This is a genomic window from Shewanella youngdeokensis (genome assembly GCF_033180165.1).
Taxonomy (GTDB): Bacteria; Pseudomonadota; Gammaproteobacteria; order Enterobacterales; family Shewanellaceae; genus Shewanella; species Shewanella youngdeokensis.
On sequence record NZ_CP136522.1, the window covers coordinates 1,874,236 to 1,896,195 of the forward strand.

15 protein-coding genes are annotated in these 21,960 nt (G+C 42.1%); 10 read left to right on the top strand and 5 right to left on the bottom strand.

What is annotated here, in order from left to right:
• Positions 1-138: 138 nt before the first annotated feature.
• A complete protein-coding gene (locus tag RGE70_RS08130; RefSeq protein ID WP_310470975.1) occupies positions 139-2,832 on the bottom strand; it encodes a bifunctional acetate--CoA ligase family protein/GNAT family N-acetyltransferase in 2,694 nt (897 codons plus the stop codon).
• 1,037 nt (positions 2,833-3,869) lie between these two features.
• On the opposite strand from RGE70_RS08130, the gene RGE70_RS08135 reads away from it, so the two are divergent.
• Genes RGE70_RS08135 through RGE70_RS08160 form a run of 6 tightly spaced genes read left to right on the top strand, consistent with a single transcriptional unit; the run spans position 3,870 to position 10,748 of the window.
• Positions 3,870-4,886: an AAA family ATPase gene (locus RGE70_RS08135; protein WP_310470976.1), complete on the top strand. Its 1,017-nt coding sequence runs from the start codon at positions 3,870-3,872 to the stop codon at positions 4,884-4,886.
• A 3-nt stretch (positions 4,887-4,889) separates the two neighbouring features.
• Positions 4,890-5,888, top strand: coding sequence for a DUF58 domain-containing protein (locus RGE70_RS08140; RefSeq protein WP_310470977.1), 999 nt, complete (start codon positions 4,890-4,892; stop codon positions 5,886-5,888).
• Positions 5,885-6,529, top strand: coding sequence for a DUF4381 family protein (locus tag RGE70_RS08145; RefSeq protein ID WP_310470978.1), 645 nt, complete (start codon positions 5,885-5,887; stop codon positions 6,527-6,529). The genes RGE70_RS08140 and RGE70_RS08145 overlap by 4 nt, the downstream gene beginning before the upstream one ends.
• Positions 6,522-7,592 carry a vWA domain-containing protein gene (locus tag RGE70_RS08150; protein WP_310470979.1) on the top strand — a complete coding sequence of 357 codons (1,071 nt, stop codon included), beginning with the start codon at positions 6,522-6,524 and terminating at the stop codon, positions 7,590-7,592. Before RGE70_RS08145 ends, RGE70_RS08150 begins: the two co-directional genes overlap by 8 nt.
• Positions 7,592-9,331 carry a VWA domain-containing protein gene (locus tag RGE70_RS08155; protein WP_310470980.1) on the top strand — a complete coding sequence of 580 codons (1,740 nt, stop codon included), beginning with the start codon at positions 7,592-7,594 and terminating at the stop codon, positions 9,329-9,331. Before RGE70_RS08150 ends, RGE70_RS08155 begins: the two co-directional genes overlap by 1 nt.
• A 13-nt stretch (positions 9,332-9,344) precedes the next feature.
• Positions 9,345-10,748, top strand: coding sequence for a hypothetical protein (locus RGE70_RS08160; RefSeq protein ID WP_310470981.1), 1,404 nt, complete (start codon positions 9,345-9,347; stop codon positions 10,746-10,748).
• Between the two features lie 304 nt (positions 10,749-11,052).
• On the opposite strand, the gene RGE70_RS08165 is transcribed toward RGE70_RS08160, so the two are convergent.
• From RGE70_RS08165 to RGE70_RS08180, 4 genes are all read right to left on the bottom strand, one after another.
• Entirely contained in the window at positions 11,053-12,315 is a 1,263-nt protein-coding gene (locus tag RGE70_RS08165) for an anaerobic sulfatase maturase (protein ID WP_310470982.1), read from the bottom strand.
• 185 nt (positions 12,316-12,500) lie between these two features.
• Positions 12,501-14,801, bottom strand: coding sequence for a multiheme c-type cytochrome (locus RGE70_RS08170; RefSeq protein WP_310470983.1), 2,301 nt, complete (start codon positions 14,799-14,801; stop codon positions 12,501-12,503).
• Positions 14,802-14,849: 48 nt separating this feature from the next.
• Positions 14,850-15,440 (bottom strand): response regulator, encoded by a 591-nt coding sequence (locus tag RGE70_RS08175; protein WP_310470984.1) that lies wholly within the window; start codon positions 15,438-15,440, stop codon positions 14,850-14,852.
• Complete coding sequence (locus tag RGE70_RS08180; RefSeq protein WP_310470985.1) at positions 15,433-16,614, bottom strand: GAF domain-containing sensor histidine kinase; 1,182 nt, start codon at positions 16,612-16,614, stop codon at positions 15,433-15,435. Before RGE70_RS08180 ends, RGE70_RS08175 begins: the two co-directional genes overlap by 8 nt.
• A gap of 371 nt (positions 16,615-16,985) precedes the next feature.
• On the opposite strand from RGE70_RS08180, the gene RGE70_RS08185 reads away from it, so the two are divergent.
• The 4 genes from RGE70_RS08185 to RGE70_RS08200 all read left to right on the top strand — a co-directional run bounded on the left by RGE70_RS08185 (position 16,986) and on the right by RGE70_RS08200 (position 21,953).
• Positions 16,986-18,542, top strand: a complete 1,557-nt coding sequence (locus RGE70_RS08185; protein ID WP_310470986.1) for an arylsulfatase — start codon at positions 16,986-16,988, stop codon at positions 18,540-18,542.
• Positions 18,543-18,690: 148 nt separating this feature from the next.
• Entirely contained in the window at positions 18,691-19,482 is a 792-nt protein-coding gene (locus RGE70_RS08190) for a formylglycine-generating enzyme family protein (RefSeq protein WP_375087915.1), read from the top strand.
• 160 nt (positions 19,483-19,642) lie between these two features.
• Positions 19,643-20,878, top strand: coding sequence for an OmpP1/FadL family transporter (locus tag RGE70_RS08195; protein WP_310470988.1), 1,236 nt, complete (start codon positions 19,643-19,645; stop codon positions 20,876-20,878).
• A gap of 175 nt (positions 20,879-21,053) precedes the next feature.
• The gene (locus RGE70_RS08200) at positions 21,054-21,953 is read left to right on the top strand and encodes a LysR family transcriptional regulator (protein ID WP_310470989.1); all 900 of its coding nucleotides are present in this window, start codon (positions 21,054-21,056) and stop codon (positions 21,951-21,953) included.
• The last annotated feature ends 7 nt before the right edge of the window (positions 21,954-21,960 follow it).

A 21,960-nucleotide genomic window follows, 5' to 3' on the forward strand; every position in this document is an offset into this window, starting at 1 on the left:
TTTATTGCTTCAGTATATTACCATTTCTGTATAAACTATTTCGTAAACACAGCTAGCAATGTCACTAATATAAACCTGCACATAGTGAATGTGTGCACGGGATTAAAAATGTTTGCTGTGCTAACTGACTTAATTAATTTAGCTTTTTAGCGGCATATGCATCTTGATTAAGCGCTCTTCCATGTCAAAGGTAACTTCGAACCCTAACCCTTTAGCAAGGCTGGCCATATTTCTGTTTTCAAACATGGTAAAGCCTGTTAGCACCGGCGTGTTGTTGGCCTTGTAATAGCGGATTAGCTTTTCAAGTAGTAACTTACCTAATCCTTGCCCCTGGTGATTACTCCGAACTGCCATAGCAAATTCAGCTTCGGTGTTGTCAGGGTCAATCGATGCTCTAATCGCTCCGAGAGTTATGTCTTCGCCATCTTCCCCTTTTGCGGTCGCAATGAATGCCATTTCGCGGGCATAATCTATTTGTGTTAATACTGCCATCTCTTCATGGGTCATTTTAGAACGTACGCCAAAATAGCGTTTATAGCGGTCTTCGTCCGACAGTGAGTTATCAAATGCTAAATGCTTGGGTTCATCTTCTGGAAGAATTGGCCTTAACATCACCTCATTGCCATTTTTTAAGGTGGCAATTTGCTCCAGCTCTTTGGGGTAGGGCGATATAGCTAGGCGAGCTGTATTATCGACAGGGTTGTTATGTAGCTGAATATTAACATCTAACAAAGTGATTTTTTCACCGGCGCATAACACCGGATTAAGGTCGATAGATGCTATCTCTGGGCAATCGATTATAAGGTGAGATATTTTGGTCAGCATGACACATAGTGCATGCATATCAAGGCCTAATGGTAAGTTACGATCTTTAAGCTTATGTGTTTTCAGTGCTTGGATCACCATATAACGTGCCAAAGTCATATTCAATGGTGGCAGTGCAACGGCGGCATCTTTGGTTGGATCCCACTCAGAACCACCTTCGCCGAGCAAAATAGCTGGGCCAAAAACAGGATCGTTGGCGACTGCGACTCTAATCTCTTGCGCGCCAGCACTAAGTGCCATTTTCTGCACGATCAGCCCTTCAATTTTTGCTTTAGGGTTGAGTGAAATAACGCGTTCAATCATCGCTTTTGCTGCATATTTTACTTCTATGTCTGATGCCAGGTTGAGCATCACACCATGCACATCTGACTTATGATGAATGTCCGGTGATTGAACTTTGAGCGCGACCGGGTAGCCAGCTTGCTGTGCGAGTTTGAGTGCTTGCTCTGGTGTACTTGCAAACCATGTTTCAATTGTTTCTAGGCCATAGGCATTAAGCACACTACTGGCCTGGTGGGTTTCCAAAATGGTTGTGCCTTGGCTTAATGCTTGTTGTAACTTTTCTCGAGCTAACGCGGTGTTTGCTGGAATATTATCAGGGATTGATTTTGGTACTTCTTGCAACAGTTTTTGGTTACGACGGTACTCTACCATATGCATAAAAGCGCCCACTGCGCCTTCTGGGGTGCGGTAGGTCGGTAGTCGGAACGTTGAAAACAGCTTACGAGCTTCATAGGCTGAATCTTCGCCGCTCCAGTTGGTTAATATATTAATTCGGCGGCGTTTGGGGTGATTTGCAATAGTTTTGACTATCGCTTCAGCAATTTGAACGCTTTCGCCTAATGCTGAGGGAGAATGTAGAATTAATATGGCGTCTAAATTATCACTGTCCATTAAGATCTCAAGCGACTTTGCATAACGTTCAGCGTTGGCGTCGCCCCCAATATCGACCGGGTTCTGCCCAGACCAACTTTTGGGTAATAGGGTGTTTAACCGTTGGCAAATCTCGGTAGGAAGTGGCAGTAACTTGCCACCACTTAAGATTAGCTCATCAAGCGCTAATACTGCAGGACCGCCGCCGTTACTGATAATTCCCAGACGCTCACCTTGTAGCGCGGTTGAATGCGCTAATGTTTCAACGGCGGCAAAAAGCTCGGTTAAATCATTGACTCTTAACATACCGGCACGCCTAAAGGCTGCTTCGTAGACGGCATCATTACCTGATATACCACCGGTATGCAGCTGAGCTGCGTTAGCTCCTTCAACACTGCGGCCTGATTTAATCACCAAAATGGGCTTGTTGCGGGCTGCGGCTCGTGCGGCTGATAAAAAGTGGCGTTTCTCATTGATTGAGTCGATGTATAGCATGATGGCATCGGTCTTAGAGTCTCTACCGAGGTAATCTAACAGTTCGTCAAAATCAATATCATTAGCGTCACCCAATGAGATAAACGATGAAAAACCAATGCCCTTATTATTAGCCCAATCTAACACTGTGGTACAAATAGCAGCAGATTGTGAAACAAAAGCAATTCTTCCTGGTAAAGCTTTCGTGTGGGCGAGGCTAGCATTTAACCCTAGGTTAGGTAAGATCATGCCGAGGCTGTTAGGGCCTAATATGCGCATACCATACTGACTGGAGTATTGCTGACTTTGGTTTAGTAAGCTTAATCCGTCATCGGTAAATTCATCAGCCATACCAGAGGCTAGAATAATGGCAACTTTACAGCCAAATTGAGCCAAAGTTTCAATTATCGCTGGGACTTTACTTGCCGCTGTACAAATAATGGCAAGGTCAGGTTTTAGTGGTAATGATTCTATATTCGGATAAGCTAAAACCCCCAAAACAGCTTGATATTTGGGGGTGACTGGCATGATGGGACCTGAAAACCCTCCAGCTAGCAGGTTTTTCATTAACACGTTACCTGCTCGCTTTGGAGAATTAGAAGCACCAATAATAGCAACTGATTGAGGCTTAAAAAGAGAATGTAAAGTGCGTTGGCTCATGAACTTATCCGGCAAGTCAGTATGTAAAGAGTGTACATGAGCATCGATATTTTGACAGCGGACTTTTCAAAAAGTAATACATCAATCAAAGGATCCACAGTGATGAACTTTGAAAACCACTATTATGAGAATTCCGAAAGTGTCAAGAGAAGTAGGGGCTTACCACTTCGTGTCATAAATAGCATCGACACGTTAGTCGCTAAGCCTGTGTTGAGTATTTTCTATTTTGAGGTTCATGCCATTAGTGCTGTATGAGCCGCTAACCTGAGTGTAAACAGACAAAGAGTTAGATATGCATTGAGTTGGCTGAAAGCGACATTAGCTGGCGCAGTTGTGGTTATTCATACGTTATAGGCGATGGAAAATTTTACATTGTCCATTATGGTATTGAATTTATATACTCAAACTTAGCAGATACCCGTACATGACCGATTTTAAATAACTCACCATATGTATTTTGCTGATAATTAACATTGTTTGGTGTGCAGCTGAGTTGAAAATACCCGTTGGCAGATGTACCTAGGCTAAATTACAGTTAAATACAGGCCGATATCAACTATATGCAAGTCGGTTTATTGCAGCAGACCCATTTAAGCATATTGGTTGAATTTTAATTTGTGACCTTAAACACACAGTGGCTACTGCGTTGCATTGAAACAAAAATAGCTTTTAAATTTAATGGAGCTTTCACCTAGCTTTATTTACCAAAATAATAGTTTTGGCCCAAATCAATTGGTTATTTTCGCTCAGTATTTCATTTTTTGTCTCTAGCTTTAAGAGAGCTTATAGACTAAATTTTATTAAGTTAAGTCAGTTAGGCAGCGGCTTTATAAAGCAGAATTCAAGCATCAACTTAAATTTAAATATTCGTAATATCAATCACAGCAGTTAAGCTTTAGTTGTGGTTAGTCGTTTTGCAGTAATGATGTTAATCATGGGCAACCAATGATTCAGTTCAAACTACTGCTTTTTCAGGTATTTTTCCGAGTACAGCCATTAAGTATTTGCGGCTTAAATACAACTTTAAATTAATTGCGATGGGGAACAGTGTGAATTCATCTCAAAAAGCGGTCAGTACTTTATACGCGTCAGTGTGCAAAAGCGTGGTGGGGCAGGAACATGTTGTCAAATCACTCATTATTGCCTTGCTAACGCGAGGGCACGTCCTTTTAGAAGGCTTACCTGGCACTGCTAAAACCCGTTCCATCAAGTCACTCGCAGATTCTATGCAGGCCAGTTTTGGCCGGGTACAGTTTACACCCGATCTACTACCATCCGATGTCACTGGAGCTGAGGTGTACCGTGAAGTGGCTGGCAAACCACAACTTGATTTTCAGCCCGGCCCCATTTTTAACAACCTTGTGTTAGCCGATGAAATCAACCGTGCACCCGCCAAGGTGCAGGCCGCACTGTTAGAAGCCATGGCTGAAGGCACTGTGACCTCAGCGGGTAAATCGCGCAAACTACCAGAGCTGTTTTTAGTACTTGCCACCCAAAACCCGGTAGACCAAGAAGGCACGTACCCACTGCCAGAAGCTCAAATGGATCGCTTTACCTTGAAAGTGAATGTTGACTACCCCGATAGAGTGGCAGAGTTAGCGATTATCCAGCTGGTAAGGCGAGAGGAAAAGGCCAGCCAATTCACAACTGAAGAGTTATCAGAGCAAGATGATGAGCAAGGCTGCACCGTGACTCCTGCAGATATCATTAACGGTCAACGAGAGCTCGCCGATATTCATGTGTCGCCAGTTATGGAAAACTATATTGTTGATTTAGTTATGGCAACTCGTAAAGCTGACGAATATAGCAACGCATCATTTGTTAACTGGATTGAAATAGGTGCTAGCCCAAGAGCCAGTATTGCACTCGATCGATGCGCGAGAGCTAATGCATGGTTAGATGGCCGTGATTTTGTCGATCCAGACGATGTACGGTCGGTGTTGCACAGTGTTTTAGGCCATCGGCTAAGCCTGAGTTATGACGCCGTAGCTCAAGGAGTCAAGCCTGAGCAGGTGGTTGATGATTTGCTTAAGCATGTGGCTTTTGGAATGTAATTAGTGGACTTTAAACAACCGAGTAAGTCAGCCGCCAAAAACAGTGGCGTTAGTTCTACTGAGCCACGGGATCCACGTCTCTACAGTGATCTTAAGTCTTTGGTATCACTAAAAAGCGCAGCCACTAAATTGTCGTTTCAAAAAGGGCATTTTCGTACCAGCAATCAGGCAGGTCGACACAATTCAGCCATCCGAGGCCGCGGTCTTAATTTTGAAGAGCTCAGGCATTATCAAGACGGCGACGATGTAAAAAACATGGATTGGCGCACTACGCTCCGTACTGGTAAGCCACATGTTCGCGCTTATAGTGAGGAAAAAGAGCGTCAATCACTGCTGGTTGTTGATCAACGCAGTGGCATGTTTTTTGGCTCCCAACACGCGATGAAGTCAGTGGTCGCGGCGCAATTGTCGGCGTTATCTATTTGGAATATTTTGCAAAGTGGCGACCGTATTGGCGGTATTGTGTTTAATGACAACCACTGGCAACACATCAAGCCAAAGCGTAGCAGCGCAAATGCACTTGTATTGTGTCAAGCTATTGTCGAATTTAACCAGCAATTATCAGCAGATACAATAGCATCAGATCCGGCAACCTCGCTCAATAATACTCTTTTACGACTTAATAAAATGGTCGCAAGCGACTCAAGTATTATCATCGTCAGTGATTGGCAAGGCTTTAATGCGGATTCACTCACCTTACTAAAACAATTACAACGCAGCAATGATGTTGTTCTCGTGTATGTGCATGACAAGCTTGAGCGCGAGTTACACAATATTAAAAATTTAGTGGCAAGTGACGGACTATCGCAAATGGCGATGGACTATCAACAAATTACTGAGCGAGTGCCGGAGTTTTTTGTCGATTATGAAAGTGAATTTAAGCAAAAGTTAGCCGAGCTGAACCAAGCTAGCCGCAGTCAAATTTTGCCCGTCATTGATATTGACACTAATGGTGATGAATTGAGCCAATTTTTTGCGGCGCTTTATTGTGGGAGAAGATGATGACAACTGATGCTCTTTCCCGTGCTAATGAGCAAAATGATATGGCGTTTGGTAATCCAATGATGCAGCTCAATGAGTTTGTCGGCATTAGTTTTCCAGAAACAGAAGCATTTTTACCACAAACCTGGGGTTGGTGGTTGGTATTTGGTGTAATTATTGCGCTGGTGGGCCACTTTTGTTATCGCCGCATTCTACATTGGTATCGCAATCGGTATCGTAAGCAGACGATGAACAGGCTCAAGGCTTTTCAGTTTGAGTATGTAGAAGGCTTTTCGTTGCTATTTTTACAAGAGATTAAACAAGCAATTGCAGTTGCTTACGGAAAAAGCACCACTATTGAAATATCTCAATTGTTACAGCCTCAATTAGCTAAACAATCGCTCAACATCACCACCATAGCCGCTATTGAAGGGCAAGCGTTGTTGCGGTTATTGGATCTAACGGCAGAGCAAAGATGTGCGTTTAATACAGGTTTAGGCGATGCATGGCTAAATAGTTTGCTGGCAAAAAAAAGCAACCAGTCAGACGCGTTGACACTACAGCAAGGCTTGATTGAACAAGGCTGTATTTGGTTAATGCATCATAGCGAAGACTTACCTGTTAATTTGCAATCTTTAGCTTTGGAGCGGGTCGATGCTTGAGTTTACTTACCCATTTATGGCGTTATTGCTGCCACTGCCTTGGTTAATTAATTATTTTGTACCCGCTTTTAAAATTCAACAAGCGGCTATAAAAGTGCCATTTTTTAACGTGATTCAAGACTTGCTTAAATCAAGCCCCAACTCGGCATTACAATATTTAAAGCCAACAAAGTGGCAGCGATGCGCGTTAATTTGTGTGTGGCTACTTTTAGTTATCGCCATGTGCAAACCCGTTATGTTAGGGGAGCCGCAAACTCGCCAGCAAGTCGGGCGTGATTTAATGGTGGTGGTTGATCTTTCTGGCTCAATGGAAACCACCGATTTTTCGATTACCAAAGAGAGTAAAGGTAAACATGCTAACCAGCTTGCTACTGCTGAAATCATTTCAAGGCTTGCAGCAGTAAAACGGGTTTTAAGTGATTTTGCTATGCAACGAGACGGAGACCGACTTGGTTTGATCCTTTTCGGCGACGCTGCATACTTACAAGCTCCGTTTACTGCAGATCATCAGTCTTGGCTAGAGCTTCTTAACGAGGCTCAAGTTGGGATGGCAGGCCAAAGTACCCATATAGGTGATGCCCTAGGTTTAGCGATTAAGTTAATGCAACCGCAAGCGAGTGATAAGGCTACAACGCAAAAAGATAAAGTGGTTATTTTACTTACCGATGGTAATGATACCGACAGTTCAGTGCCACCAATTGAAGCTGCAAAAATCGCAGCAAATAAAGAGATCACAGTACACGTTATTGCCATTGGCGACCCATTAACCGTAGGTGAGCAAGCCATGGACATGGCGACGATTGAGAGCATTGCAACAATCACGGGAGGGCAAGCATTTCAGGCCATATCAACCAGCGAGCTTAATGACGTTTATCGGCAGATCAGCGAATTAGAACCTGCCAATTTTGCCAGTTTTACCTACCAGCCAAAACAGAGTGTACATTACCTTCCTATTGCTGCTGCCATCGTTATCTATCTGGTTGTGTATGTTTTGGTGTTTTTTCGTCGGTTTATTCAGTCTAACAAGGCGCCGGTGACAAAGAATAAGCAAGAGGAGCTGTAATGGATTTATCGACGTTAGTTTCACAGTTCCATTTTATTAGGCCTTATTGGTTGCTGTTGTGCTTGCCGTTTGCCGTACTTTTATGGTTATACATTCGCCGTAACCCCGAGCTAAAAGTGCAGAAAACGTCACTCCCAGAGCATATAGAAGCGGCACTTAAAGTTGGTGATGCTGGTTGGCTAAAACGCCTACCCGTGACATTTTGGGCTATGGGCTTTTGTATTGCGATTATTATTGCTGCAGGGCCATCTTGGCAGCGTCAAGCATCGCCTTTTGGTGAAGACAAAGCTCCGCTTATTATCATGCTCGATGTGTCAGAGTCGATGTTGCAAACTGACTTACAACCCTCACGTTTACAGCGAGCCAAACAAAAAATTGCTGACTTATTAGCCTTGCGAGACGGTGGCAGAACTGCGCTTATTGTGTACGCGGGTAGCGCCCATATTGCGATGCCGCTGACAAAAGACAAAGCGGTATTCTTGCCGCTTTTAGATGCGATTTCACCAAAATTGATGCCACGTAAAGGTAAGTTTGCCGAATACGGATTGATAGAAATAGACAAATTATTGATTAACGGCGATATCAACGCGGGTGCTGCCAGTGTGCTTTGGGTTACTGATGGCTTAGGTAGCGACAGCAAGTCACAGATCATTGACTACTTTAACCAAGCCAATAAAGGCGCAAGTGCTTTAGTTACTAACACCGACCGAAAACCATCGTTACAGTTGATTATTTTAGGCAGTGGTAATAGCGATGTTAGCGCTGAAATTGAGTTTCAACACGATGAACTCAGTGGGTTAGCGAGTGAGGTTGGAGGCTATTATCAGTCAATTACGGTGAACAACAGCGACATGGTTAATGTCAATCGGCAGATAGCACGTAACATGATAATTAATAGTGATAGCGCTGAACCATGGCAGGACATGAGTTATCCCTTGGTGTTTGTGTTAGTTGCTATTTTTTTAATGTGGTTTCGAAAAGGGTGGACTCTGCAGTGGTGTGTTGTGGCTACAATTATGGTGCTGTCAGCGCCGCAGCCAGTATTAGCGAGTACTGGCATATACCAAACAATTGCTGCGAGCAATGTAGTTTTCACCGTTGCAGTAGAAGCTGCGCCGAGTCGTGTAGACTCAATCCAGCAACGCCTTCTTGATACTTGGTATGATGCGTGGTTAACACGCGAGCAGCAAGGACACATGTATTTTTCAAAGGGGCAGTACGCAAAAGCCGCGGCCAAATTTACTGACCCTTTATGGAAGGCCACCGCTTTTTATATGGCTGAAGATTTTAGTAAAGCGCATATCTATTTTATGCGCTCCGATAGCGCAGCGTCACTGTTTGGTGCAGCCAATGCCTTGACCCAGCAACGTGAATATATTGCAGCCCGTCAATTATACCAACAAGTGCTGCAGCAGTACCCTTCATATACTTCAGCGCAGGTTAATTTACAAAAGCTGCAAAAAATTATCGACGATATAAATCGACAAAGTGAGAGTCAGGCCAATACCGAAAACGAAGCCTCAAAGGAGCTTGGTGATGCACCGCAAACCAGCGATGGCGCAGAAGAAAAAGTGTCAGCTGAAATGTTAGTGCAACAAACCTATACCGCTGAACAGTTACTTGCAGATGATGCATTAACCCAAGCGTGGATGAAGCGTGTAGAAGGCGACCCCGGTCGATTTCTTGCAACTAAATTCAACTTACAGCTAAATCAACGGCAAAAGTCACCAACCAAATAAAGGGGGAGTTCGCATGTTATTCAATAAACACGTTCTATTTATTTCGAACAAACCTTTAGTGGGTGGATATACCGTAGACGCTTCACTTAGGTTGGCTGTTAAAAAAACTCGTGCTTGGATGTCGCTGATAGCGACGATTCTAGTACTTAGTAGTTTGTTTAATATGGCATTAGCAGATAGCGCTTCACCTACTACTGTTATAGGCTTGCAGCAGGCTGGAAAATTAAAAATAAACGCACGGGTCGAGCCAGGTGAAGTGGTATCGCCACAGCAGCAAGTTGATCTCTATATTCGCATTTCGACCGATACTTGGTTTGGTGGGGGTGCACGAATAGGACCTGTTGATATCACAGATACTCTGGTACTAAGACGTAAAAAGCTTGCCAATAATTATACTGAGCGTGTTGATGGTACTACATGGTCGGTACAAGAGTGGCAATTAACATTATATCCACAGTCTGTAGGCCGAGTTAATGTTCCTGTTATTGCGGTTAGTGTCAATATTGCAGATACACCGGTTTCAAACATTAAGGGCACATTATTCACTGAACCACTGACGTTTAATGTGGTTTTACCTGATGAACGATTATCCAACGAGAAAAATTGGATTGCAGCCCCTGAAGTGACATTTGAGCAGCAACTAACCCCCAAGTTGGATCATGAATTAACAATAGGGGATGCGATTAGTCGCACGTTAACCATTAAGGCAACGGATAGCAGTGCCATGCTGTTTCCTGACTTTGGACTTCATCACAGTGAAATGCTGCAAGGGTACTTAGGGCCTGTAAAAAGCGAAGATAAACAGAATCGTGGCGATTTTAGTGCCAGCAAGGTGTACCAGCAAAGCTATATTGTGCAAAAAAGTGGTGAGGTGACGCTACCCGATTTGTCTTTTTATTGGTGGAATACCAATACGCGGCAGTTAGTTAAATTAACTGCAGCAGGGCAGTCGTGGCATGTTTCTCATACGCCGCTTAGCTTTATTGAGGCTTATTGGGTGTATGGTTTAGCCGCCATTTTGTTGGTTTGCGGCCTAGTTTATGTAATACGGTGGCTAATTGGACGCTTTAAGCGGCAACAATTGCCTGTAGTTGCACTATTTATGGTGTCGCTACTGCAAAAAAAGTGGCACCGAGTAATGCAATACCTCTATTGGCACAATGCTGACAAGAACAGTAGTGTCACGCTGACAAATAAACCGGCTTTATTTAGTCATTCGGCCTCTGAAACTGAGCCTGACCCCGCAAGCAGTGTAACGACACTAGCGCATTTTTCTCGTTGGCAGCAGCAATTTAGTCAAAAAATTGAACCGTCAAAGAGTATGCGATTGACTAGGCTTTTTTACTTAGCATTTTGGCGCGATATTTCTAAAAAAACTGTTGGTAAATCAAGCATTGTAGCTAAAAGTAAATCCTAAAGTCTGGGGGACATAAATCGCTTGTGGAAATTAGGGCGCATGTTTTTGCTGGTTGAAATTTGATGACCTAACTAAACCGAGCATATTTGTTATCTATTTGCAGGCTCCTCAAGCGTGGTTTGGCGGTTGTTGTGTTTTTGTATTTAGACTTTAATCGTTGCACTGTGGGCATCAATGCTTTTTTGCAAAACATTGTGCTTGATACTTTAAGTGCTGGAGATGATTATGCGTTGTTTGTTATACAACCAAGCCTGCATTGCGGGCTTGGTTAAGTACATCTAGTATTATTAGAGGTGCGTAGCGCCTAAACCGACTTTCTCACTTGATAACCCATAGCACTTACAATTTGGCACATTGAAGTGTCGATGTGTTTGAAAAACATATGCCAACCTTGGCATAAGTAGTTATGACCCATCTCGCCATCATAAGAGCGTACAAAGCGGTTTTTAGGGCATTCACCAAAACAAGCAAACTTGTAATCACAACTTTGACATTGCTTGGTTAAACTGCGGCTTTTTGCAAACCCAAACGCTTGCTGCTGAGCCGAAAATGCCATTTGGTCGAGAGGCTTTTGGTGAACATTGCCAATTTTGTATTCTGGGTAAACATAATGGTCACAGGCAAAAACATCACCGTTAGCTTCCATTGCAAGACCTTTGCCACATAACGAGCCAAGCGTACACAGAGGGTTGGTTCTGCCCATCCAGGTTTCAACACAGGCTTCGAAATACTGTACGTTTACTTTACCAATATCACGTTTAATCCATTCGTCAAATACGCCGCACAGGAATTTACCCCAATCTTCACCAGATACTGACCAAGCGGTCACGACTGAACCTGGTTCACCAGGCTGTGCTTGTTTACTGCCTAGCATTGGCATGTCTTCTTTTTTCCAATGGTGTGGAGCGGTTTCTCTAAAGGTTTCCGGCTCCGCGATCGGAATAAACTGGATCTGCGGTGAGCGCACTTCATCACGCAAGAAACGGTATATTTCTAACGGATTTTTGCTGGTGAGATTGTTAATACAAGTCAGAGTCGCAAAATTAACTTTATGCTTGTGCAGTAGGGCAATGCCGGCCATGACTTGCTTAAACGTACCACGACCTGCGCGGTTTTTACGGTAGGCATTGTGGTACATTTCAGGACCGTCAATACTTAACCCAACTAAGAAATTATGCTTAGCTAAAAAGTAGCACCATGCATCAGTTAATAACGTACCATTAGTTTGTAAGTCATTAGAAATAACAACATTTTTAGGTGCGTACTTCTTTTGTAAACGAACAATTTCTTTAAAGTAATCAAGCCCAAGCATTGTTGGTTCGCCGCCTTGCCAAGTAAATATGATCTCAGGCGTGTTTTGTTGCTGAATATATTGCTTTATATAGGCCTCAAGCTCATCAAAAGGCATTTGTGGGCTGCAGCCTTTTTTATAATCAAGTAAGTCTTGTTTACTTAAATAGTAGCAATAAGTACAGTCGATGTTACAAGCAGCACCAATAGGTTTGCTCATTACATGAAAGCGTTTACTTGCTTTACCATTATGTAAATTAACTTTGAAAGGTTGCATAATTAGAGTCCTTGAAGCGATTGAGCTGAGCGTCATTTAACACTTTTATTATAAAGTTAAACTAACAAAACACCTGTGAAAGTTGGCACAAAAGTAACAGAACAGGTGTTTTTACCTGTTAATCAAATGGCCTGCTAATTATCGGCTTAATCTTTTTTAATTTATATCGATTATATACAGTTAACCTACTGATTAAATCTATCTTTAAGTTGCTGAACTGCCTCAGCAGGAGCACGACTCGAAAGTTCTTGTAAGCATTGTTTTGCTTGCGGAGCATTGTTACTTAGCATCAATTCACATAGAGCATACAAATATTGAGGGTTACCACTAACTTGATACGCTTTATTAAAGGCTGTTCCAGCTTTAGAGACTGAAGTGGGGGTTATGGCTATGGCGTAAACATACCAAAATCGACCATTATTGGGTTCAAGTTCGGTGGCTTTTACTAAATATTCTAGCGCTTTTTCAGTCTGTTTTTTTCGCAGTAGCGCCAATGCCATACTAAATTGCAGCGTACCAGATGTGGGTTGAGCTTGAATTCCTTGCTGTAGTGTTTCTATTGCTAGAGATTCTTGATTTTGGCCGCGATAGAGATCAGCGAGGTTAACATAAGCTGCGGCATAATTGGCTTGCACCGCAATTGCCGCTTTATATTCTGCGATTGCTTGTGTGACTTTACCTTGGTTAGCGTAAAGGTGAGCAAGGTTGGTACGAGCAAAGCCACGGTCACCATTAAATTTCAAGACCTCAACATATTCTGCTAGAGGCGCAGTAAGCTGCATTTGCTGCTCAGGTGTCAGTTCAGGCCAAAAGCTAGCCAGTGCTCCTGCTGCTTGGCTTCGTACCATTAAGACGTCATCAGTTAGCAGCGGTGCCAAAATACGCCACCTATCAGCGATTGGATAAGGTGTACTGCCTTGAATTGTTGCAAACCGCAGTAGCGGATCATCTTGTCGTATTGCTCTGGCTATCGCTACGATGCCATTTCTACCAGGGTATTGCTGTAGTCTTTCAATCGCTGCTGCGCGAATTATGCCTGGTTGCTTTATATCTTGTGCAATATAAGACAGTTGCTCGGCTGCGGCAGGTATGCCAGCTCTAGCGCCTGCAAAAGCGGTGCTAAAATGTTTACTATCAAAGGTATTTAACGTTGGATACCAAGTCGTTGTTTTTTCGACTGCCCAAGCGATATCTTTATCTTGATGGCATTGATTACAAGCGTTTGGTGTTCCTATGCGCTCAGAGTTACCAGGGTTCGGAATGCTAAAACTATGGTCGCGCCGCTTATCAATTTGCATGTAGGTAGTTTGGGGCATGTGGCAGTTAACACATTGGGCTCCCGTGCTACCAGTTTTATGCTGGTGGTGCGCTGTGGTATCAAACTCTGCAGGGCTGTGGCATTGGCTACATAATGTATTGTCAGGTAATACAACTTTTGTAGAGTGTGGATTATGGCAATTACTACACACAACTCCATTTTTATGCATTTTAGACTGTAAGAAAGATCCATACACATAGTCTTCATCAAAGACTTGCCCGTCATCGTAATATAGGTCTTGCCCAATAAGGTTTAACTGATAACGGTCGCCAAAATCACTATTAACTAGTGAATTACTATCATTTATTTGTAATCGTCGGCTATGGCATTGCGCGCAGGTTTGCAGTTGATCGCTGTGTTGTACCGAGACCGGTGTAGCAGTATGACTTGCACTCGAATCGCTGTTAGCTTTACTGTGGGCACTTGTAGGCCATGTCCAATTTGATACTGGCTTTATTAATGAACGGTTAAACCCATTGGCAGCTGGTTTCTCGCCAGGTTTATTTGCCCAAGCCATATGCTCACTTGCTGCACCATGACAGGCTTCGCAGCCAACATTAATTTCTGAAAAGGTGGTTTTGAAGCGGTTATTTTCAAAGTCGTAATTTTTTTTGACGTTGGTTGAGTGACAGTCTGCGCACATGAAGTTCCAGTTTTGCCCAACATTTTGCCAAAAAAAGTCATCGTGCTTTGCGCTATTGTCTGGATAAAGGTGAAACCATTTTTGACCACTTTCGGCTTTAGGGCGATTGTCCCAAGCAAAAGGGATCAATTGCACTCGGCCATCATCAAACTCGACCATATATTGCTGTAAAGGGTCTATGCCGAAAGTATAACTAATTTTATAGTCGTTAAATTGACCGTTAGCATCTTCAATATTGACCCAGTATTCATCGCCTTTGGTAAAAAAGCGGTTTTGTTTTCCTTGGTAGGTGAACTGTGTATCAAAGTTTCCTGCAACAGTATCTTTGTCTGCATGTTTCATTGCCATGTCGTGATCAGAGCCGGTCCAATCATCAAACGCTTGTTGGTGACATTGCTGACATTGAAACGAGCCCACAAAATCAGCCGCAAAAGAGTGCGAAATGGCGAATAGGCTAAATAAAGCAACCACGTGCAATACGTTAGGCCGAAACCACCTAAAAGCGAGTAACTTCTTTTTGGTCATTTTGATGTGCAGTTCCTTGACGATAAAAATTAATGAGCTCTATTTGAGTTAAACCAGCCCATGGGAAAGAGCATATTGAATAAGCTCGGCACTGGTTTTAGCGTCAATAAGTTTCATGATTGAGTATTTGTGAAACTCAACGGTGCGTGGGGATATATATAGCTCATCTGCGACCTGTTTAGCTGATTTACCTTGGACTAAAAGTCGTAAAACACTTAATTGTCTGGCTGATAAACTAGGTGAGTTATCTGCTACTTTCACCGATTTAGATAAATATTGTTGACCCGACAACACGCTATTTACCGCATCAACTAAATCGTCAGTTGCTTCATGTTTTAGCACATAACCTAGAGCTCCAGCAGCGATGGCACCTTCAGCGTACTCTTGCTCGTTGTGCATAGTTAGGCAGATAACTTTTAGATCTTTACTTATCCTTTTTAGCGCAGCAACTGCGGCAATGCCTGTCATACCTGGCATACTTATGTCAGTGATAACCAGCTCAGGCTGATGTTCTTTGACGAGTTCAATTAACTCATCTCCATCTTTAGCTATCGCCAGTACTTGATGTTCTGGTTTTAACAGGCCTGCGATTCCTTGAGCGACAATTATATGGTCATCGGCGATAATAATTTTACTCATAATGTTCCTTTATTGTTGGGATAGTAATGTTAACGACAAAGCCGCCTTCGTCAGGGCTGATAAAATCTGCTGTTCCATTTAATAATTGAGCTCGTTCACGAATACTCACTAAACCGATACTACCTTTGTTGGCCTCTAGTAGTTCTTTACATCCCACGCCATCATCTAAGATTTGTAACGTTAGGACATCGTCAGTAATTTCTAATGATAAAAACACGGCCGAGGCTTGTGAGTGTTTAATCACGTTGTTGAGTGATTCTTGCAAAATTCGATAAAGGTTTAAAGACACCTCTTTTTTTAGCTCTGGGATATCACCTAGTAAGGTTTGCAGCTCCAACTTTTTGATTTCAGTAATCCGTCTGGCTTCTGACTTTAGCGCTGCAATTAAACCCAAATCCTCAAGCATAGCAGGATGTAAAGAGCGAGACAGAGCCTGCATATCGATGGCAATCTGTTGAATATGTGTGTGTAGATCTTTAGCTTCAGGTTTAATGCTGTCTCGCACAATACCAAACACGTTATTGGCTTTAATCGTTAATAAAGCCAGCCGTTGAGAAAAGTTATCGTGTAACTCACGAGACAGCAGTCTGCGCTCACTTTCTTGATTTTCCATTAAGTGCCGAGACAGCGACTCTAGCTCTTTATTTTGGGTTTGCAACGCTAACCAAAAATGATAGCGCTCGTATGATGCAGCCAGTACCTGACCTAGGGTTTTAATGCGTTCTAATAGTACTGGTTCCCAACTGTTGTGATCTTTAAAGCGACTACATGCGATAGCACCCCATACATGGTTTCGAACCTTAATGGGGATCACTGCGTGTGCAATCACTCCTTTCATATTGGCCAGTTCTATCTCATCTTTGGTAAAGACCTCTTCGATTGGGCCTGAGTGAATGAGCATTGTGCCTTGTGAGACTTTATCGAGATAAGGGCTTTTAATACCCTTGCCGAGTGTAGAAGTGGGAGAATAACCGGGCGCAGCAACAGAATAGGCACCTTCAAACAGTTGATCTTTGGTGATTCTGAATAAAGACATCCGTTGAACTTGAGCGTGCGACAAATAATCTGTTAATCCAGCACAAATGACTTCAGGTATATTGGCTGTATCTTCCTCTAGCAAACGGTTGGATATGTCAGAGAAAAAATGTTCTGCGATTGAAATTTCAACATTCATATTACCTAACCTTAAGTTGCCTTTATTCACTATGCCATTTAAGCACTATAAGTATCGTGAATTGACTCTTATCGCTACTAAATACTTAATTACGTATAAAAACTCGAATAATTACCAGCCGAATTACATATAAAGTACACATAGAGAATGTATGAGGTTGCCAATTAAGTGCCTTGGCCAAAAATTGTCGCCATATTATACCTATAGCACACTTATACTGCTCAATTATAATTAAACTCGTATTTTCCCGAGGTTTTTTGAATTGTCTTTACACGTTTAATGTTATCTATATTTACAAGCTAGATTGCTAATCATGGCTTTTGAGCTATGTTAATACATGTAAAGAAGATTTACTAAAAGAGGGGAATAACATGTTAAAGGCTTTATCGAAGGTTGCACTTGGCGTTGGCCTAATTGCAACTGCTTCGTCTGCGATGGCAGCGACAGATCCTGAACGTCCAAATATTTTGGTTATTTGGGGTGACGATATCGGTTACTTCAATATCAGTGCTTATAACCAAGGTATGATGGGTTATCAAACACCTAACTTAGACCGTATTGCTAATGAAGGTGCTTTATTCACCGACCATTACGCACAGCAAAGCTGTACAGCTGGTCGCGCATCATTTATTACTGGTGAGCACCCATTCCGTACAGGTCTATTGACTATTGGTATGCCTGGTTCTGAGAGTGGTATTCCTGATTGGGCCCCTACGATTGCAGACCTTTTAAAAGATAAAGGCTATACCACAGGTCAGTTTGGTAAAAACCATTTAGGTGACCAAGATAAACATTTACCAACTAACCATGGTTTTGATGAGTTCTTTGGTAACCTTTACCACCTTAATGCTGAAGAAGAACCAGAAACTTACTACTATCCAAAAGATCCTGAGTTTAAGAAAAAATATGGTCCACGTGGTGTGATCCATTCTTACGCTGATGGACGCATTGAAGATACAGGTCCAATGACGCGTAAGCGTATGGAAACTGCTGATGACGAATTTGTTGGCGCATCAATTAAATTCATGACTCAAGCTGTTAAAGCTGAAAAACCATTCTTTGTATGGGTTAATGCTTCAAGAATGCACGTACATACACGTCTAAAAGCAAAATATGACGGTATTACAGGTATTGGTTTATACCCAGATGGAATGGTAGAGCACGATGACCATGTTGGTGTGTTGCTTGATACGCTAGATGAGCTAAAAGTTGCTGATAACACCATTGTTGTATATTCAACCGATAACGGTGCAGAAAAATTCACATGGCCTGACGGCGGTACTTCACCATTCCACGGTGAGAAAGGTACAACATTTGAAGGTGGTATGCGTGTACCACAGCTTGTTCGTTGGCCTGGTGTGATCGAGCCTGGAACTAAGATTAACGCTATGATGTCGCATGAAGATTGGATGCCGACTCTACTAGCTGCTACAGGTGAAGATAATCTAGTAGAAGATCTTAAGAAAGGTAAGAGCTTTAACGGTAAAGACTGGCGTGTACATTTAGACGGCAGCAACTTCTTACCTTACTTCAAAGGTGAAGTTGAGGAAGGTCCACGTACCACTAAAATGTATTTCAGTGCTAACGGTGAGCTTAACGCAGTACGTTGGAAAGACTGGAAAGCGTCTTTCGCAATGATGGATGGTGACATGCAGTCTGCGGTACGTAATGTACCAGCTTGGGCTTCTCTTACAAACCTACGCGCAGACCCATTTGAAATTGCAGCTCATGAGTCTGGCATGTATGTACGTTGGATGATCGACAACATGTGGTTATTCGTACCGTTGTCTCAAGAAGTTGGTAAGTTCTTTGGAACCATCGAAGGTTACCCATTCCAACCAGGTAGTGGTTTCAGTGCAGCAGGCATTAACTACAACACGTTGAAATTGCAAAAAGTGTTAAAATCACTTGAAGCACAACAAAACTAAATAACATTTATTTTTGATGTTATAGCGTGATAAAACCGCCTCTAGGTACTTGTTATTTAGAGGCGGTTTTTTTTTATAAAGTTAGTTTACCGAGTTGCTTACACTTGGTGATATATATAAATATAAATTAAATTTCTGTGGAGTTGTTATGCGCTTTAGCTATCTTTTTACCACTACCTTAACTTGTTTAGCATTATTGCAAGGGTGTGCATCATCGGACAGCAAAAATATTAATAATGAATTAAAACAACAAGTCATGGCTGACATGGTTTGGGTTGAAGGCGGTCAGTTTAGTATGGGAGCAGCTTGTGGTAAAGCCGCATCAGACAGTGAGTGTCCAGCACGATTAGTCACTGTCGATGGTTTTTATATTGGCCGGTATGAAGTGACTCAAGGCATATTTGATGAAGTGTTAAGTGGTGCAACGCCTTACTTTCTTGGAGACAACATGCCAATGAACAACTTAAGTTGGCAGCAAGCAAAGTACTTTATAAAACAATTAAATATACAAACTGGTTTGCAATTTAGATTACCAACAGAAGCTGAGTGGGAGTTTGCCGCTAAAGGTGGCATAAAAAGTAAAGGTTATCTATATAGCGGCTCAAATGATATTGATGCTGTTGCTTGGTATGCAGGTAATGCAAATAATAAAGCACAGCAAGTAGGGCTTAAAAAACCTAATGAATTAGGCATTTATGATATGACTGGGAATATAGGAGAGATGGTAGAAGATGCATTTGATCCTGATTTTTACCGCTATGGCCCAAATATAAATCCGGTTAACTCTATTGAGTCAAATCATCATTTAGCCTACAAATCGGTGCGGGGAGGCAGTTTAGCTTATGGCACTGATGAATCATTTAATTACTCAAGGGATTCTGCAAGTCAAAGTGCAGTTATGCCCGATATTGGTTTGCGTTTAGTATTACCTAAAAAATAAATTGCCTTATTTCAGTGACAAACTCAATTTATTGACAATACTTAGAGATAGCATATTTAGTTAGATGGGGGAAAACTAGAAGTTTTCCGAGTCTTCTTTATTTCTGTAAACGGCGATAATTAATCATTATATTTATTTAACTACTTCTGAGATTTTATTAATGAAATTCCTACTTAAACCTTTAGCGGTCAGCATTGCGTTAGTCTCTATGCCTAGTTTTGCCGGAGGCACTGTATTAAGTGAGTTGGGCGGTCTAAATGCTAGTACTGCTGGTGCGGGTAGTGCGGCTATTTCTGAAGGTGCTGAAAGCGCCTACTCAAATCCAGCAGCGATGAGTTTAGTTGAAAAATCTACCTTAACAGGCAGTCTGCAAGTTTTTAACTTAAATGTTGCTTATGAAGATCAAGGGTCAACAGGCAACTTTGCTGGTACTGACAGTCAACTTGATGCTGATAATGCCGGAAGTACTTTACCGTTAGGTTCGGTTTATTGGGTTAATCCAATGAGCGATAAGTGGGCTTTCGGTCTAGCGATGGCATCACAAGGTGGTTCATCTGTTGATTACGGTGACGACTGGCGTGGTGCTAGCCTTATTAGCTCAGTTGACCTTGTCACTTTACAAGTTAATGCTTCGGTATCGTACAAGATTGATGATCAATGGGCAGTCGGTCTAGGGTTTGTATCTGAGTACGCATCATTATTACAAACACAGTCTTTTACCCCAAATATCAACTCAGAATTAGAAGCTGCCTCAGTCGAATTTGGTTTTAATCTTGGTCTACATTACACCATTGATGATTCGAACATGATTGGTATGAGCATGCGTACTAGACTTGAGCATACTTTAGAGGGTGACTTTAACTTAGACCGTAGTGGAAATGTTGAAAGTTACGATGCTAGTTTATCTATGATTGCACCATCAATCATTAAGGTAAGTGGTTACCACGCATTAAATCAAGAATTTGCTCTTTTATGGTCTGCTGATTGGCAGGATTGGAGTAAAAACCAGTCAAGTGTTCTGATTTTTGATGATAGTGGCCTACAAGCTAACGTTGAAAGAAACTGGGAAGACACATACAGCGTTGCACTGGGTATGCATTACCAAGTAAACCCTCAATGGCGTTTTGAGTTTGGTGTTAGTTACGAAACTTCACCACTAAGTGACTCTGCTGAGAATATCAGTAACCAGTACCCAGATTTACCTGTTGATGATATTTACCGAGTTGGTACCGGCTTTACATACCAGTCATCTGAAGATTTCTCAATTAATGTTTTTGTTGAATACATTGACATGGGTGCACCTGAAATATACTACGAAGGCCTAGCGGGCGATCTTGTAGGTCAATATGACCTTAATTCTGCCGTTGCTGGTGTGACAATGAACTGGCAATTCTAGGTTTTTATATATGCTTATAAGCACTTAACAGCATAGATAACTATGCTAGTGAGATAAAAACCTTTAAAATTGATAAGAAGCTTAGTCACTTGCATGACTAAGCTTTTTTGCTATAGAGGCAGCTGTAATCAATGTACCTGTATGATTGTAAATGGGTTATTAGGAATATAATAAAATGCGCATAGAAGATCTTAAATTATTTACCATAGTGGTTAAGCTCGGAAGTTTTACCGCAGCAGCTAATGCGCTAGATCTTCCACGGGCCAATGTAAGCCGTCGTATTGGTGAGCTAGAACGTGCACTTAATGCTCAACTCTTCTTTAGAACCACTCGTCAACTTAGATTAACGCAGCATGGTGAAGCATATTACCATGAGTTATTAACGGTGCTTGATGGCTTTGAACAAGCAAAAAATAAGCTGCTTGATATTGATGAAAAGCCTATTGGCAAAGTTAAAGTCGGTTTTCTGCCTGAAAGTGATGAAGCTCTGCAACCAGCGTTAGCTAAATTCCAACAGCTGTATCCTGATATTGAACTCGACTTACGTTTTACCAATAACTATGTGTCTGACATCTACACCCAAGCACTCGATTTTGTTATTCACGCGGGTAAAGTACAAGATTCAGGTTTTATTGCTCGCCGAATTTTGAGCCTTGGTCGTTCAATTTATGCAAGTCCAGCATACTTAGCGGCTAACGGCGAGCCAAAAAATTTAGAAGAGTTGTCACAACATCATGCTATTTGTTATCGCTGGCCAGATGGCAGACTCGATGATAAATGGGATCTCATTACTGATACAGTAAAGGTTAATTGTCGTTTTAGCTGTAATCATATGGGGTTTGTTCGTCGTGCCATTATTGGTGGGCAAGGCATTGGGTTCTTACCGCCATTGTTTGCTTTAGCAGCGATTGAAAATACTGATTTGGTTCGGATATTACCCGAATTTGAATCAACAAAAGAAGACGTATGGTTGATATACCCTGATAGAAAAGGCATTAGCTTACCAACAAGACTATTGATTGATTTTCTATTACAAGAGATCCCTAATATGGCTGGATTGTCACAAGATGCGTGACAGTTTG